This window comes from Roseateles sp. (assembly GCF_039595595.1).
Lineage (GTDB): Bacteria > Pseudomonadota > Gammaproteobacteria > Burkholderiales > Burkholderiaceae_C > Roseateles.
The window spans coordinates 29,628-44,741 of record NZ_JBCNLG010000012.1; the positions used below are offsets into that span (position 1 = coordinate 29,628).

At 72.1% G+C, this 15,114-nt stretch carries 12 protein-coding genes; 4 read left to right on the plus strand and 8 right to left on the minus strand.

Features of this window, described 5'->3' with window-relative positions:
- The first annotated feature begins 13 nt into the window (after window positions 1–13).
- The gene (locus tag ABDW61_RS15510; RefSeq protein WP_343639881.1) at window positions 14–1,234 is read left to right on the plus strand and encodes an MFS transporter; all 1,221 of its coding nucleotides are present in this window, start codon (window positions 14–16) and stop codon (window positions 1,232–1,234) included.
- Between the two features lie 204 nt (window positions 1,235–1,438).
- Here the strand turns inward: ABDW61_RS15510 and ABDW61_RS15515 are convergent, their stop codons facing one another.
- A complete protein-coding gene (locus tag ABDW61_RS15515) occupies window positions 1,439–2,914 on the minus strand; it encodes an HD domain-containing phosphohydrolase (protein WP_343639883.1) in 1,476 nt (491 codons plus the stop codon).
- A 166-nt stretch (window positions 2,915–3,080) separates the two neighbouring features.
- The gene (locus ABDW61_RS15520; protein ID WP_343639884.1) at window positions 3,081–3,860 is read right to left on the minus strand and encodes an alpha/beta hydrolase; all 780 of its coding nucleotides are present in this window, start codon (window positions 3,858–3,860) and stop codon (window positions 3,081–3,083) included.
- Window positions 3,861–4,291: 431 nt separating this feature from the next.
- Between ABDW61_RS15520 and ABDW61_RS15525 the strand changes: the two genes are divergently transcribed.
- Genes ABDW61_RS15525 through ABDW61_RS15535 form a run of 3 tightly spaced genes read left to right on the plus strand, consistent with a single transcriptional unit; the run spans window position 4,292 to window position 6,916 of the window.
- The gene (locus ABDW61_RS15525; RefSeq protein WP_343639885.1) at window positions 4,292–4,933 is read left to right on the plus strand and encodes a choice-of-anchor J domain-containing protein; all 642 of its coding nucleotides are present in this window, start codon (window positions 4,292–4,294) and stop codon (window positions 4,931–4,933) included.
- A 60-nt stretch (window positions 4,934–4,993) separates the two neighbouring features.
- On the plus strand, window positions 4,994–5,428 hold the full coding sequence (locus tag ABDW61_RS15530; RefSeq protein ID WP_343639887.1) for a hypothetical protein: 435 nt from the start codon (window positions 4,994–4,996) through the stop codon (window positions 5,426–5,428).
- 3 nt (window positions 5,429–5,431) lie between these two features.
- The gene (locus tag ABDW61_RS15535; protein ID WP_343639889.1) at window positions 5,432–6,916 is read left to right on the plus strand and encodes a PA domain-containing protein; all 1,485 of its coding nucleotides are present in this window, start codon (window positions 5,432–5,434) and stop codon (window positions 6,914–6,916) included.
- A gap of 141 nt (window positions 6,917–7,057) precedes the next feature.
- On the opposite strand, the gene ABDW61_RS15540 is transcribed toward ABDW61_RS15535, so the two are convergent.
- The 6 genes from ABDW61_RS15540 to ABDW61_RS15565 are packed head-to-tail and all read right to left on the minus strand — an operon-like array spanning window position 7,058 to window position 15,103.
- A complete protein-coding gene (locus ABDW61_RS15540; RefSeq protein WP_343639891.1) occupies window positions 7,058–7,849 on the minus strand; it encodes an aldolase/citrate lyase family protein in 792 nt (263 codons plus the stop codon).
- Window positions 7,833–9,059, minus strand: a complete 1,227-nt coding sequence (locus ABDW61_RS15545) for a type III PLP-dependent enzyme (RefSeq protein WP_343639893.1) — start codon at window positions 9,057–9,059, stop codon at window positions 7,833–7,835. The genes ABDW61_RS15540 and ABDW61_RS15545 overlap by 17 nt, the downstream gene beginning before the upstream one ends.
- Window positions 9,060–9,074: 15 nt before the next feature.
- Entirely contained in the window at window positions 9,075–10,886 is a 1,812-nt protein-coding gene (locus tag ABDW61_RS15550; protein WP_343639895.1) for an IucA/IucC family protein, read from the minus strand.
- Between the two features lie 22 nt (window positions 10,887–10,908).
- On the minus strand, window positions 10,909–12,090 hold the full coding sequence (locus tag ABDW61_RS15555) for an MFS transporter (RefSeq protein ID WP_343639896.1): 1,182 nt from the start codon (window positions 12,088–12,090) through the stop codon (window positions 10,909–10,911).
- Window positions 12,087–13,901 (minus strand): IucA/IucC family protein, encoded by a 1,815-nt coding sequence (locus tag ABDW61_RS15560; protein WP_343639898.1) that lies wholly within the window; start codon window positions 13,899–13,901, stop codon window positions 12,087–12,089. Before ABDW61_RS15560 ends, ABDW61_RS15555 begins: the two co-directional genes overlap by 4 nt.
- Window positions 13,898–15,103 (minus strand): siderophore biosynthesis protein, encoded by a 1,206-nt coding sequence (locus ABDW61_RS15565; protein ID WP_343639899.1) that lies wholly within the window; start codon window positions 15,101–15,103, stop codon window positions 13,898–13,900. Before ABDW61_RS15565 ends, ABDW61_RS15560 begins: the two co-directional genes overlap by 4 nt.
- Between the last annotated feature and the right edge of the window lie 11 nt (window positions 15,104–15,114).

Sequence of the window (15,114 nt, forward strand, 5' to 3'; positions counted from 1 at the left end):
ACGCAGCACCGCGATGACCTCGACCGCCTCCCTCGCTCCTCCATCCCCGCGCCGCCTGCAGGCGGCGGCCTGGGCCCTGCGCATCCAGTTCTTCGTCTCCGGCGCGCTGTTCGCGACCTGGGGCGTGCATGTTCCCACCGTCAAGGCGCATTACGGCCTGGGCGAGCAGTCGCTGGCGATCGCGATGCTGGCCTCGGGCGTGGGCGCGCTGCTGGCGCTGACGCAGGCCGGGCGCGTGGTGGCGCGGTTCGGGCCGCGCGGCGTGGCGGGCTTGATGGGCGCGTTGTGCGCCGGCGGCGTGTCGCTGCTGATCGTGCCGGACGCCTACCTCGGCCTGGTCGGCCTGCTGATGCTGTTCGGCGCCACGGCCAGCCTGTTCGACGTGGCCATCAACGCCGAGGCCACCGAGATCGAGCACCTGGCCGCCCGCCCGCTGATGAGCGGCTTCCACGCGATGTTCAGCCTGGGCGGCATGGTCGGCGCGGGCGTCGGGAGCCTGCTGCCCTGGCTGGGCTGGACGCCGCAAACCCACCTGTTCGCGGCCTGCGGCGCGGGCATCGCGCTGATCCTGGGTGCCTGCGCGGCGATGCTGAAGATGCGCACCGAAGCCGGCGAGAAGCAGCCGATGAGCCTGCCGCGCGGCGTGCTCGCGCTGATCGGCGCGCTGGCCGCGCTGGGCCTGATCGCCGAAGGCGCGATGTACGACTGGAGCGTCCTGTTCATGAAGCAGGAGCGCGCCAGCGATGCCAGCATCGCGGCGCTGGGCTACGCCAGCTTCAGTCTGGCGATGGCGCTGGGCCGCTTCGGCGGCGACTGGGTGCGGGCGCGCGTGGCGCCGGTGCCGCTGATGATCGCCAGCGGTCTGCTCGCGGCGGCGGGCATGGCTGCCGCGCTGCTGGTGCCGGTGGCCGGCGCGGGACTGCTCGGCTTCGCGCTGGTCGGGCTGGGCCTGTCGAACGTGGTGCCGGTGCTGTTCTCGGCGGCGTCGAAAGTGCCCGGCATCAGCGCGGCGCACGGCATTGCGGCGGTGTCCTCGCTGGGCTACCTCGGCATGATGGCCGGTCCGCCGCTGATCGGGATGATCGCGGAGCACTCGTCGCTGACGGCGGGTCTGGCCTGCGTGGTCGTCTTCGCGCTGGTGATGGCGATGAGCGCGCAGCGCGCGCTGGGCGTCACGCAACCGGGCGGCGGCCAGCCGTGTAGGCGATTGACCGACACGCGCATCGGACGATGACTGCCCTGCGCTTGCGCCATCGGCCTCGTGTCAGGCCGCGATGCCTTCACTACAGTTGATCCTGACAACGGAATTCGAGCTTCCGTTGTTCATGCTTCTCTCTCGCATGGTCCGTCTTTTCCCTCTGCAGGCGGACGAACTTTCGGCCCTGGTCTCACGACCAGGGCCTTTTCTTTTTTGCTGTTTCCATTTCCGGCGCCGGCGTCAGACCGGCAGCAGCCCCATCGTCATCGCCTTGAGCGTCGCCGCGGCGCGGGTGCTGCACTCGAGCTTGCGGAACGCGCTCTCCAGGTGCGTGCGCACGGTCGCGGGACTGATGCCCAGCACCTTCGCCGCCTCCTTGTTGCTCTCGCCGATGGCGATGCGCGCGAGCACCTCGGTCTCGCGCGCCGAGAGCGACACAGTGGCCGCTGTTGCCGTCGTGGCCGCCGTTGCTGAGCCCTGGCGAACGGGCCAGCCCTTGCCGCCGCAGACCGCTTCGGCGGCCTGCGCATCGAGCAGGCCGGCGCCGGCCTCGGCGCGCAGCGCGGCGCGCGCCGCTTCCACGTCGAGCGCTGCCGTGCCGGGCCGCGCGGTGCGCAGCGTGGTCCAGCGCGACGCCGCGGCCAGCACGCGCGCCGGCATCGGAATCGCCGCGCCGGCGACCCCTCGGAACGCGCCCGAGCCATCCATCCGCTCGTCGACATAGGACGCGAGTTCGGCCTCCTCCTGCAGGGCGGAGAGCCGCCGCGCGGCGCGGCCGGTCCAGTAGGGCATCAGCCGCAGCCGCTCGCGATCGGCTTCGCCCAGGCGGCGCCCGTCCTGCCAGAGCGCGTTGGGCACCGAGGCCCGCCCGATGCCATGCAGCAGCCCGGCGCGGTGCAGCCGTTCCTGAACGGCCTCGTCGAGCCCGAGCGCGGCGGCCGCGTCGCGCGCCGCCTCCGCGACGCGGCGCGAGAGCCCGGTCATCCACGGGATCTTCAGATCGATGACGTCGGCGACCAGCTCGAGCGGTGTCTTGAGCGCCGCCAGGCCGCCGACTCCGGCGTCCGCCTCGCCGCCGCGTTCATGCGCGCCGTCGTCGAGCGCGGCCATCCATCCGGCGGCCTCGCGCGCGACGAGGTCGGCCAGCGCCTTCGGGTACTTGCCATCGGCGCGCTCCGCGATGTAGCGCAGCGCGGCCGGCAGGCCGTGCACGCGCGAGAAGATCTCCAGATCCCCGGCCAGCGCGACGTGGAAGACCACCGCGGGCACCGCGTCGCCGCTCAGACCGGCGGGCTTGCCGCCACCATCCCAGGTCTCGAAGAGACAGCGCATCGCCCGCTCGATGTCGGCCGGCAGGCCGAGCAGGCGCGCGATCTCGCCGGCCACCTCGCAATGGATCAGCGCGGCGTCGCCGAAGGTGCTCGCCAGCGCGGTCGCTTCGGAGGCCGACGCCATCGACAGCATCGCGTCGCGGCCGGTCACGTCGTCGCCCATCAGCACCGAGAACTCGGGCGCGTTGGCCGTGCAACCGGACCAGCGCAGCAGCGCGACGCAGGCGGCGTGGCCGTCCGGCCCGCCCGTGCCGATGCCGGCGGCGCGCGCGGACTGCGCGACGCGCGTGGCGAGCCACGCCGCACGGGTCGAGTGATCGACCGGCTGCCCCATGCTCAGGTCACCGACAAACGCGAGCGCGCGCACGGCGTCGAGCACTGGCACGCGCGAGCCCGGCCGTGCCGGGGCGAGGGAAGGGGAGCCGGCGCGGGGGGCGGGGCGAGCGGAAGGGCTGGAACGGCTGGAACTGCTGGAATAGGTCACGGTGAGGTCGGGCGTCGATGGCCGCGGACACGCCCGGGGAGCGGGGCGCCCGCGGCCGGCGCGGACCTTACCGGGATTGGCGGACGGCGTCCAGGATCACCTTCGCGACCGCTTCCGGCTGCGACTGCTGCGGCACATGGCTGCTGTCGACCTTGGTCACGCGGGCACCCGCGCGCTGGGCCATCGCGGCCTGCGCCTCGGGGGCGATCATGCGGTCGGACGTCGCCAGCACATACCAGGACGGCTTGGTCTTCCAGGCCGGCGTGCCCACCGTCTGTTCGAAGGCCTTGGCCTGGATCGGCCCCTGCGTGGCGGTCATCACCGCGGTGGCCGAGGCCGGCAGGTCCTGCGCGAAGTGCTGGCTCATGCCTTCGGCGGTGAGGCTCAGCCACCCTTGCGCGTCCGCCTTGAAGTGGGCCGAGCCGGACGGCACCGGGAAGCCCTTGCCCTGCTCGGCGGTGTTCTGGCCGGCGTCCGGCGCGAACGCGGCGACATAGACCAGCGACGCGACCTTGGGCGAGTTGCCCGCTTCGGTGATCACCGTGCCGCCCCAGGAATGGCCGACCAGCACGACCTTGCCCGGCTGCGCGTCGATGGCGCGGCGCGCGGCGGCGACGTCGTCGGCGAGCGAGCTCAGCGGGTTCTGCACGGCGGTCACCTGCAGGCCCTCACGCTGCAGCAGCGGGATGACCTTGGCCCAGTCGGAGCCGTCGGCGAAGGCGCCATGGACGATGACGACCGCGGGCTGGGCCGCCGCGGGGGCGGCCAGGGCCGCGCCGGAGAAGCCCGTGGCGGCGAGGGCGGTGGCGGCAGCGGCGGTGGCGAGGAGTCGGCGGGAGAGGTTCATGGTGGGCTCCAGTGAAGGGTGGGGTGTTGGAACAGGACTCGACTATCCCGGCATGCGCCTCGCGCTGGTATCGGACGAATGTCCGAGGCGGACCGGCACGCGCGTGCGCCGGCGGTCTGCCCATCGGTGTTTCCCCCGAGGACGCCACACTCGCCCGGCGCCGCGCGAGCGCGGGGCAAGCCCTGACCCCGGCCTGGCCGGCCCGATCGGGCCATGTCCGGCACCTGTTAGGGAAACAACTCCCCCCGCTCCGAGGGGGAGCCCGGCTTTGCCCCTCTCCTATGGGACGTGACATGCGTCACAGAATCGACCCGCCCGAAGGCCGCCCCTCCCGCCGGCCCTCAGCAGTCACGGCGGCGCTCCGCATCACGGGGCGCCGCCGTCCATGTCCAGGTGGACATCCCACCTTCCTTTCGAAGAAGGACGCAGCAATGTTCAAGAAAACCTGTCTGGCCCTGGCGCTTCTGGGCGCCGCGGCCGCGGCCCAGGCGGGCCCGACACTCCTCGACGAGGGATTCGACAACGTCGACACGCTGGCCGGCGCCGGCTGGATCCGTTCCAACCAAGGCAGCGGCGGCGGCCTCACCGATCCCTGGGTCCAGGGCGACCAGTCGATCTTCACCGCCTTGAGCGGCGCACCCAATGCCTACGTCGCCAGCAACTTCAACAACGCGGCCGCTGGCGGCACGCTGTCGAGCTGGCTGATCAGCCCGGTGTTCTCGACCGCCGAGAACCTCGAAGTCTCCTTCTGGGCCCGCGGCGACATCCAGCCCGGCTACATCGACCAGCTGGCCTATGGCCTGGTCGACGCGGCCGGCATCTTCAGCAGCTTCGTGCCGCAGGCCACGATCACCGCGCAGGGCGACTGGACCCGCTACAGCTTCCTGCTGGGCGGCCAGGGCGCCGGCGCCACCGCGCGCTTCGCGATCCAGTACATCGGCAGCGCGGACCAGGCGAACTACGTCGGCGTGGACAACGTCGCCGTCAACGTGCCGGAGCCGTCGAGCTGGGCGCTGGCCGGCATCAGCCTGCTGGGCCTGGCGGCCGCCCGCCGCCGCCGCGCGCAGCGCTGAGCCTTCGAGCCGTCGAATCATCCGAGTCATCTCCGAGTCATCGAAGCAAGGACAACGTCCATGATCACCCGCATTTCCCTGGGCCTGGCGATCGCCGCGGCCCTGCCGCTGGCGGCGCAGGCTCACGAAGCCGCCGCCGCGGCGACCCCGGACTCCACCGCCGCCGCGGCCCAGGAGTCGCTCGTCATCGTGCGCGACGCCGACACCGGCAAGCTGCGCCCGGCCACCGCCGAGGAGCATGCCGCGCTGAAGGCGCTGCCCGCGTCGGGCAAGGCCCGCGTGGCCCTGCGCGCGATGGCCATCGGCCCGCAGCTCAAGCGCCACAGCAGCGGCGCGGTGGGCATCCGCGTCACCGACGACATGGCCAGCCAGTCGGTCGTCGTGCGCGGCGCCGACGGCAAGCTGATCGAAGCCTGCTTCGCCAGCAAGGAAGAAGCCGAGAACTTCATGAAGTCCGGCGCCACCGCCGCCAAGACGGCCCTGCCCACGGAGTAAGCCATGCAGAAGACCTTCAAGAAGACCCTGCTGCGCTCGGCCGTGCTGGCCGCGCTGTGCGGCGCCGGCCTGGCGCAGGCCGCCACCATCGTGATCCAGAGCCGCGACCCGGCGGGCGTCGGCTTCAACGACCCGACGCCGGTGGCGCCGGTGGGCGGCAACCCGGGTACCACGCTCGGCGAGCAGCGCATGTACGTCTACCGCTACGTCGCCGACGTGTGGGAGAAGGCGCTGGACAGCAACGTCACGATCACCGTGAACGCCGGCTGGCAGGCACTGACCTGCACCTCGTCGTCGGCCACGCTGGGCAGCGCCAGCCCCTGGAACCTCTGGCACGACTTCGCCGGCGGCGACCCCGGCACCTGGTACCCGCAGGCGCTTGCCAACAAGCTCTCCGGCGTCAACCTCAGCGAGGGCATGCCCGATGACGGCAGCGGCTACGCCGGCGTCGACATCAAGACCCAGTTCAACGTGAACCTGGGCCAGCCGGGCTGCCTGGACGGCTCGCCGTTCTACCTCGGCCTGGACGGCAACTTCGGCACCGGCGTGAACTTCGTCGAGACGCTGCTGCATGAGCTGGGCCATGGCCTGGGCTTCACCGTGCTGTCGGTGCAGACCTCCACCGGCAAGCGCATCAGCGCCGACGGCAGCGTCTACGCCGACGACGGTCTGCCCAGCATCTGGGAGCGCTACATGTTCGACAACACGGCTGGCAAGTCGTGGCTGAACATGACCAGCGCGGAGCGCAAGGCCTCGGCGATCAATCCGCTGGGCCTGGCCTGGACCGGCCCGAACGTGCTGGCCGGCGCCGGCATGCTGGCGGCCACGCCGGTGCTGAAGGTCGCGAGTTCCGCGCCCGGCGCCTCGGGCCAGTACCCCTACGGCACCGCGTCCTTCGGACCGGCGGTGAGCAGCGGGCAGGGCCTGGGCGCGCTGGCGACGATCGCCGCGCCGGCCGCCGGCCAGGGCCAGGGCTGCACCGCGTTCAGCGCGGCGGACACGGCGGCCGTGAGCGGCAAGGTCGCGATCATCGATCGCGGCGTGTGCGGCTTCGCGGTCAAGGCGAAGAACGCGCAGAACGCCGGCGCGATCGGCGTGATCATCGCCAACAACGTCGCGGGCGCCGCGCCCGGCCTGGGCGGCTCCGACCCGACCATCACCATCCCGACGGTGAGCGTGTCGCAGGCCGATGGCGTCAAGCTGCGCTCGGCCATCACGGCGTCGATCCCCTACGGCACGCGCAGCAAGCCGGGCGTGGCGACGGGCTCGCTGTCCAGCGACCCGAGCCGCCGCGCCGGCGCCGACGCGCTGGGCCGTCCGCTGCTGTACACGCCGAACCCGCTGGTGCCGGGCTCATCGGTGTCGCACTGGGACGTGTCGGCCTCGCCCAACCTGCTGATGGAGCCCAACATCTCGCCCGACCTGGGCCTGGTGCTGGTGCCGCCGAAGGACCTGACCAAGCCGCTGCTGAAGGACCTGGGCTGGTGATCCCGGCTCGAACCGCGCGACGGGCGCGGTGAGCCCCGAAGCCCGGTGCGAAAGCGCCGGGCTTTTTCGCTGTCCCCGCCCGGTGCGAAAGCGCCGGGCTTTTTCGCTGTCCCCGCCCGGTGCGAAAGCGCCGGGCTTTCTTCATTTCGCGCGTGAAGTGCCGGCTGCGGCGTTGGCGAAGCCAGCCAGATGCGCGCGCAGCGCCTTCGCGGCGATGCCGCGATCGTCGCCATGCAGGAAGGCGGTGACCCCGGCTTCGCACCAGGCCTCGTACTGGCCGCCGGCGCGAGGGATCGCGCAGAAGGGCACGCTACGCGCGCGGCAGGCCGCGGCGACGCGATGGATCGCGTCCTGTACCGACGGATGCTGCGCCTGACCCGGCACGCCCAGCGACTGCGACAGATCGATCGCGCCCTCCAGCACCATGTCGATGCCGGGCACCGCCGCGATCGCATCGATGTGCTCGACGCCCCGCGCGTCCTCGATCATCGCCACCACCATCAGCTCGCGGCTGGCCATCGCCATGTACTCGATCAGCGGCAGCGTGCCGAAGCCGGTCGTGCGGCCGCCGCTGATGCCGCGCTCGCCGAGCGGGTGGTAGCGCGCCGCGCGCACCGCCTCGCGGGCCTGGCCGGCGTCCTGCACCCGCGGCACCACGATGCCCATCGCGCCGGCGTCGAGCGCGCGCAGGATGGGGCCCGGCTCGACGCCGGGCACGCGCACCAGCGGCGTCAGGCCGCAGCATTCGGCGGCGCGGATCAGGTCCTCCAGCGTCTGCGGATTCACGCCGGCATGCTCCAGGTCCAGGATCACGAAGTCGAAGCCGGCGTAGCCGATCATCTCGACCAGCAGCGGCGCCGGGATCGAGTTGATCAGCCCATGCACGCGCCGCCCGGCGGCCAGCCGGGCGCGGAGCTCATTCGGCCGCAGCATGCTCGTCCTCCACGGGAAGGAATTCCTGGCGCGGCGCCGGATGGCGCAGGAAACCCTGGTGCGAGATGTGCCACGCGTAGGCGCCCGCGAAGGGGAACACCACGAGATCGCCGGCGCGCACCCGCGTCACCGGCGCGTCAAAGGCCAGCACGTCCTTGGGCGTGCACAGCTGGCCCACGACGTTGACCGTCGCATCGCTCAGCGCGGGCCGCTCCCAGGGATAGGGCCAATGCTCGACCGGGAGCACCGTGAACGGATGGCTGTGTCCCTGCGCCGGCGGCGTGCGGAAGTGATGCGTGCCGCCGCGCGCGACGACGTAGTCGCGGCCGAAGGCGTGCTTCAGGTCGATGACCTGCATCGCGTAGTAGCCGCAGGCGGCGGTGATGTAGCGGCCGCATTCGAAGCGCAGACGCGGCAGCGACGGATCGCGCTCGCACAGCCGCCGCAGGCCGTCCGCGAACGCGGCCAGGTCGAACTGGCGCGCGGGCTCGCGGTAGTTCACGCCGATGCCGCCGCCGACATTGATGTGATCGATCGACAGGCCGTGCTCGCGGCACCAGTCGCGCACCTGGGCCGCGTAGCCGGCGATCAGCTCGACATGGGCGGCCGCGTCGAGCTGGTGCGACAGCAGGTGGAAGTGGAAGCCGCGCAGGCGCAGCGATGGCGCATCGCGCAGCAGATGCAGCGCGTGCGGCAACTGGTCGGCCGGGATGCCGAAGGGCGTCGGCTTGCCGCCCATCATCAGCGTCGTGGCGGCGAGCCCGGGCAGCGACAGGTTCATCCGCAGCAGCACCGGCGCCTGGCGGCCCTGCGCGTTGGCCAGCCAGGCCAGGCGGCGCAGCTCGTTCAGGCTCTCCACATGGATCGCCTCGACGCCTGACCGGATCGCCAGACGCAGTTCCTCATCGGTCTTGCCGGGACCGCTGAAGATCACCGGCGCGTCGGCGAAATGCTCTCGCACCCACGCCAGCTCGCCGCCCGACGAGACCTCGAAACCCGCTACCAGCGGTGCCAGCGTGCGCAGCACCGGCAGGTCGGAGTTGGCCTTGATCGCATAGAAGAGCTCGCAGCGCGGCGGCAGCGCCGCGGTCACCGCCGCCGCATGGCGGCGCAGCGCCTCGAGGTCGTAGACGTAGGCGCACAGCGGCTCGGACGTCTCGTCCAGCAGCTCGCGCAGGCGGCGTTCGACCGCCTCCATTCGCAGTTCCATCGGGGTCCTCCGCGTTCAGCCGGCCAGCGCGATCGGATTGGCCACCGGCACGTAGCCCGCGCTGCGATCCGGGCGTTGCAGGAAGCGGTTGCTCAGGTTGGTCTTGCCCGGGAAGGGCTCGCCCGCGAGCACCGCGTTGATGCGCCGCGCGGACGCCGCATTGCCCCAGCGCGCCTGGTAGCGCTGCAACTGCTGGCGCACGACGGCCCACAGCCGCAGCTGCATCGCCGTGTCGTCGGGCGCGAGCTGCGCGATCGCCTCGGCGAAGTTGTTGACGAAGAGGCAATAGGCGATGCGTTTCCAGCCTTGCTCCTCGCCGTACCAGAGGGCGTCGCGCGCCCGCGCGCTGACGCCCTGCAGCGTGTGCGCCGGATGGAAGGCCGGGACGAGCTTGACGCCCTCGAAGTCGCGCAGGAAGAGCTGGCGCGGCCAGCCCTCCTGCAGGCCCAGCAGGACGTTCTGCAAGTGCGGCTCGAAGATCACCCCATGCGCAAAGGCGCAGTGCAGCACCGGCGGCATCAACAGCTCGACGTAGGCCGAGAACCAGCGCTCGGCCACGGCCGCGCGCGGGCTGCCCTCGCGCTCGGCCAGCGCCTCCAGCAGGGCGCTCATGCGCTGCTCGCCATAGACGTGGTTGCCGAACAGCGAGCCTGCCAGCAGCGCCGTCGCGCCCGGAAGCAGCTGCGGCTCGACGCTGCGGCGCAGGATCATGCCGAAGGCTTCGACCACCTCGCGGTTGCGTGCCTCGTCGGCGTCGCGCAGGTCGACCGAGAGGAAGGCCGGTTCCTCCAGCACTTCCAAGCCGGGGAAGTCGCGCTGCAGGCCCGGCAGCAGGCCGCGCAGGACGCCGCTGACCTGGGTCGCGCCTTCGAGTTCGTACCAGGCGTTCTTGCGGACGCAGTTGGTCAGCCGCACGTGCAGCGAGAACTTGTAGAAGAACGGATGGCCCGGTTGATAGAGCGTGCGGACCGACGAGGTCGCGTGGAAGGGCGCGCCGTGCTCGCCGAGGTGGCGCAGCCGGCCGTCGGCAATGGCCTCGTTCACCAGCGGCAGACGCAGCAGGTGGGCTGCCTCCCACGGATGCACCGGCACCGCCACGTAGCCCGGCTCCACCGCTGGCGCACCGGCGGCGACGATCTCCTCGCAGCGTTGCGGCAGCAGCGACTGCTGGATCACGAACTTCTCGCGCACCGCGAACCAGTGCAGCGCGAAGCGCGCGCCCAGCTCCGGCGAATAGCGCCGCAGGTCCGGGGCGGAGAAGCCCTGGCGGCTCTTCGGCGCCGGGTGGAAGGGATGGCCGAAGACCAGCGACTGCTCCGATTCGATGAAGGCGTCGACGGGATCGGCCGGAATCGCAGCGGCCGGCGGCGTGCGCAGCGCCAGGGTGGCCATCGCGACGCTGTCGCGCACCTGCGTCATCAGCTCGATGTTGGGCGGCACGTCATGCCGCAGCGCCATCTCGCGCAGCAGCACGGCGGCCTGGCTCTGCCAGTCCAGCAGCGTCCAGGGCTTGCCCGGGGCCTTGTGGAAGACCGGCGAGCGGTAGCGGAAGCTGCCCGTCAGCGCCGGGCCGGCGACGACCACCAGCAGGCGCTCGCCGGTGTGGGGCAGTTGCACGTGCAGCACCTGCCCGCCCTCGCGCTGCAGCGTCAGCTGGATGGCGGTGGGCCAGTCGTTCTGCCAGAACATCGGGCCCACGCTCATTTCGCCAGCGGGGCCGGCGACCTCGCGGCAGTAGCAGTTGAGCAGGGTTTCCTGGCTGCGCTGGCCCGCCGCGCTCGCGGCGAGGTCGGTCAGCGCAGCAGGCCGGACTTGGGTCTCTTGCATGCGGGTACTCCCAGGGATTCGTTCAGGAAAATGCCGGCTGCGGCCTGCGCCTGAGCGCGAGCGCGGCCAGCCCGATCAGCGCCGGCAGCAGCGCGGCGGCCGCCAGCAGGAAGGGCGAGCGCAGGCCGAAGGCCTGGGCGGCGACGCCCGCGGCCAGGCCGGCCGCGACGCCGCCCCATTTGGAACTGCTCTCGAACCAGCCGAAGCTGCGTCCCGCGTTGCCGGCATGGACCGTGGCCGCGATGAGCCCGTGCAGCGCGATGAAGCCCAGCGTCATCGCCACGCCCATGAGCAGCCGGCAGGCGATGAGCAGCGGCGTCGAATCGGCCACCGCCTGGCCCAGCAGCGAGACCAGCAGCGCGCTGAACGACACGGCGAGCCACGCGCTGCGGCGGCCTCGGGTGCTCCAGCGCGTCAGCGGCCACGCGGCGACCAGGTACACGGCATGTGGCAGGCCGAACAGCAGGCCGGCTGCCGCCGTCGACAGACCGGCGAAGTGCTGCTGAACGTGCGGCGCGAAGTACGGGAAGGTCGACACCGTGCAGAACACGAAGACGAACTGCAGCAGATAGACGCCGCGCGCGGACAGCTCGGGCGCGGCCGCTGGCGGCGCCTTGCCGGGCGCGCGATGGGCCTCGCCGCCAGCGGGCAGGAAGGCGGCCAGCCCCGCGGCGGCCAGCGGCAGCAGCGCCATCCAGCGGTAGACCTCGATCGGTGAACCGCCGCCCGCCTGCAGCACCAGACCGAGCGCCGCCGGTGCCGCCACCAGCGCGGCGCGCGCCGACCACTGCATCGCGGTCAGGCTGCGCGCCAGCGCGGGTCCGCTGGCGACGGTCGCCAGGTACGCGTTCGACGCCGCGAAGGTGCCGCCCAGCAGCCCCTGCAGCGCGAGCGCCGCGGCGAAGGTCCAGGTGCTGGTGGCGTAGCCCGCCAGCACGAAGCTGGCGGCCAACCCGAGCTGCGCGCGGATCAGCAGCCGCTTCTTGCCGTAGCGGTCGGCAAGCCGCCCCCACCACGGGCTGCTGAGCGCCGCCAGCAAGGTCGGCAGCACGTAGAGCCAGCCCGCGAGGAAGCGGGCGTCGTTGTGCAGCGATTGCTCCAGCACCAGGCCGAAGAATGGCGGCATCCCGAGCGCCGCGAACGAGGCCACGAAGTGGCCGGCCATCACCGCCGGGACGACGATGCGCGATCCGGCGGCGCTCACGCGGGAAACTTCAGGAAGTTGGGCGCGGTCTGGCCGTAGAACTTGTTGACGTCGGCGGCGCCGGTGGTCGCCTTGTCCAGCAGCGTGGCGGCGGTCAACAGGTACTTCAGGCAGAGCCGGTCATCGCGCAGCAGCGTCCGGCGGGCCAGCTCGACATCGCCGCCAGAGGCGGCCAGGTCGTCGAGGATCGCCGCGACGCGGTCGCGCACCGCCGCGTAGGCGCCGGCCCGATCGAAGCCGGGGACCTTCGCGGCCAGGCCTTCGGCGAGCACCGCGATGTTCAGCTGCAGTGTGATCGTCGTGAACATCTGCGCCAGCGGCAGTTCGTCGGGCACCAGCAGGCGCGGGTCCTCGAGCGCGTCCAGCCGGGCCGCCAGCGCCGGCGAGACCTGGGCGAGCTTCGCGCGATGCAGGCGCGCGGCGTCGTTGTCCTTGAGCAGCAGACGCAGGCGCGGCGCGGCCTCCGACAGCACGACGACGGAGTTCTGCTGGTTGGACTCCAGCGCGATGCCGTAACGCACCCACAGCGTCAGATGCAGGCGCAGCGTGAGGTCGAGGTACGCATCGAAGAAGGCCCCCAGGTCGCCGCCATGGAAGCGGTCCGCCAACGACTGGCTGACGCAGCGGCCATCGGGCGTCTCCGCCAGCAGGCCGGCCACGGGCACCGGCGTGCTGCCCCTGAGCGCCTGCGCGGGATAGCGGCGGACGATCATGCCCAGGAAGTTGTGGCCGCCGACATGCGCGCCGGTGTCCTCGCGGGTGAGCAGCACGCGTTCGCGCAGTGCCGGCTCGGCGTCCAGCACCGCGGCGAGCAGGTCCTGCACCCGCTGGCCGTCGCCGATCGTGCTGGGCTTGATCGTGCGGATGTTCTTCGCGCCGAGCGTGCGGATCGTCAGCGGCAGCTTGATGTGCCACTCCGGCGCGTCCAGCACCACCAGCGAGCGCACCGACAGCGTCGGCGTGACGCGCAGATGGGTCCTGGGCGCGCGCGTCACGCGACCGGCGAGGCCGGCGCCTTCGAGCATCACGTCCAGGCCGTTGCGCCAGAGGAAGGGGTGCACAGGCATGAGGGCGTGATCCGCCTCGAGCGATGCGGGCAGGCCCACGTCGGCGAAGGCCGGCCAGCCCGGCGGCAGGCCGTCGCCGCGCGGGTGGTGCAGCGCGCGCGGCACGGCCAGCCAGTTCAGCTCGAACGAGGGCGCGAACTCCGGCGCGTAGTGGCGCAGGTCCTCGACCTCGAAGCCGAGCTTGGCGCGCGCGGTCGGGTACAGCGGATGGTCGAGGTACGACGCCAGGCGATCGTGATGCTGCATGCGGTCATGCCACTCGCCGGTCTCGGCGGCGTCCGCCGCCCGAGGCGACGAGGCGAACCAGTCGCGGCGGGCCGACTCGGCCGCGCGGCGATGCGCCAGCGCGACATCGCTCTCGACGGCGAACTCGGCGAAGCGCGCGGCAGTGTCGGCATCGCAGCCCTCGGCGAAGCGGGCGAGGATCTCACCGATGCAGAACAGCGCCTCGACCTGGCCGCCGCGCTCGGACAGCAGCGGCAATCGCGACAGGCGCCAGGTCTGCATGAAACGCTCCGGTGCCACCGGGATCCAGAGGCGCCCCTGGCCGAGATGCTCGATCGCGAGCCAGGCGTGGCCCTCGGGCAGCGTCATGCCGGCGGCGATGGCTGCCTCCTGGACCAGCCGCCCCTGGCTCACGCAGCCGCGCACGTCCTCGCGCAGCAGCGCGTCGATCACGCGCGTGGCGATGTACACGGCGTCCGGATCGGCCAGCGCCGCGCCTTTCGGGTCACGGCGGTTCATGCCCGGATCTCCCAGTTCAGACGGCGCGACGCCTGGTCCATCGCGGCGGCGAGCCGGCCCGCATCGGGCCCGCAGCCGCGCAGCACGCCGAGGTAGTCCTTGTTGGAATGGGTCAGCGCGAAGCTGTCGCCCGTCGAGCGCAGCGGCTGGAAGGACAGACGGGCATGCTCGCCGTCCTCGGAGAAGGCGGTGGGCGCGCTCGCGACCGCGCCGGCCTGCGCCGCGACGAAGTAGCGGATGCGCGCGGCATGGTCGGCCAGGCGCAGCGCGGGCAGCGGCTCGCCCAGGTACAGGCGCAGCACCGTCTCGAACAGCGGGAAGCCCAGCGTGTCCTGCAGCAGGAACTCGCGGTAATCGCCGATGTTGCGGTAGTTGATCTCGATCAGGCGCGGACCGCGATCGGTCATCACGTACTCGGTGTGGCAGGCGCCGAAGCCGACGCCAAAGGCGCGGATGATCTCCAGCACGCGGGCCGCCGGGCCCTGCGGCGCCCCGGGCTGCCACACGGCCTCATGCTCGACGAAGTGCGGCGGCGGCGAGAGCTCGACGCGGAAACCGCCCAGTACCGCCATGTCGCGGCCGTCGCCCAGGGTCTCGAGCGTGTACAGCGGGCCGTCGATGTACTCCTCGATCAGCATCGGGCGGCCGGGATGCTCAGCCCAGACGCGCGCGCACTGCTCGCGCAGCTCGGCGGCGTCGCGCGCCAGGCTCACCTGCAGGCTGGCCACGCCCTCGCGCGGCTTGACCACGACGGGGAAGGGCGGCGCCGCCACTGCATCCAGCATCGCCGCGTCGCAGACGGTGGCGTGCCAGAGCGCGTCGATGCCCAGCGCGGCGAGGCGGCGGCGCATCTCGGCCTTGTTCTTTGCCCGGTAGGTGGTGTGCCAGTCCTTGCCCGGCAGGCCGAGGAAGCTGGCCACGGCCGCGGTGCTCGTCTGCAGGTGGTCGCTGTTGGAGAACACTGCCGCGGGCCGGCCGGCGCGATGCGACAGCAGATCCAGCACGGCGATCGGGTTGAAGACGTCGCAGCTCAGGATCTCGTCGGGATAGGCCGCCAGGCCCGGCTTGGCGAAGTGCGCCCGATGCGCCTCCGCGCAGTCGGTCACCAGCGTGACGGCCAGGCCCAGCCGCCGCGCGGCGGGCAGGAATCCTTCGTTGACGGCATCGGTGGGCACGTGCGCCAGCACCACGAGTTCTTTCATTTGCTGTTCTC

Coding starts and splice junctions, on each gene's coding strand:
- ABDW61_RS15550 (WP_343639895.1), bottom strand. CDS start 10,886: ATGCAAGAGACCCAAGTCCGGCCTGCTGCGCTGACCGACCTCGCCGCG.
- ABDW61_RS15525 (WP_343639885.1), top strand. CDS start 4,292: ATGTTCAAGAAAACCTGTCTGGCCCTGGCGCTTCTGGGCGCCGCGGCC.
- ABDW61_RS15540 (WP_343639891.1), bottom strand. CDS start 7,849: ATGCTGCGGCCGAATGAGCTCCGCGCCCGGCTGGCCGCCGGGCGGCGC.
- ABDW61_RS15565 (WP_343639899.1), bottom strand. CDS start 15,103: ATGAAAGAACTCGTGGTGCTGGCGCACGTGCCCACCGATGCCGTCAAC.
- ABDW61_RS15520 (WP_343639884.1), bottom strand. CDS start 3,860: ATGAACCTCTCCCGCCGACTCCTCGCCACCGCCGCTGCCGCCACCGCC.
- ABDW61_RS15535 (WP_343639889.1), top strand. CDS start 5,432: ATGCAGAAGACCTTCAAGAAGACCCTGCTGCGCTCGGCCGTGCTGGCC.
- ABDW61_RS15510 (WP_343639881.1), top strand. CDS start 14: ATGACCTCGACCGCCTCCCTCGCTCCTCCATCCCCGCGCCGCCTGCAG.
- ABDW61_RS15560 (WP_343639898.1), bottom strand. CDS start 13,901: ATGAACCGCCGTGACCCGAAAGGCGCGGCGCTGGCCGATCCGGACGCC.
- ABDW61_RS15530 (WP_343639887.1), top strand. CDS start 4,994: ATGATCACCCGCATTTCCCTGGGCCTGGCGATCGCCGCGGCCCTGCCG.
- ABDW61_RS15545 (WP_343639893.1), bottom strand. CDS start 9,059: ATGGAACTGCGAATGGAGGCGGTCGAACGCCGCCTGCGCGAGCTGCTG.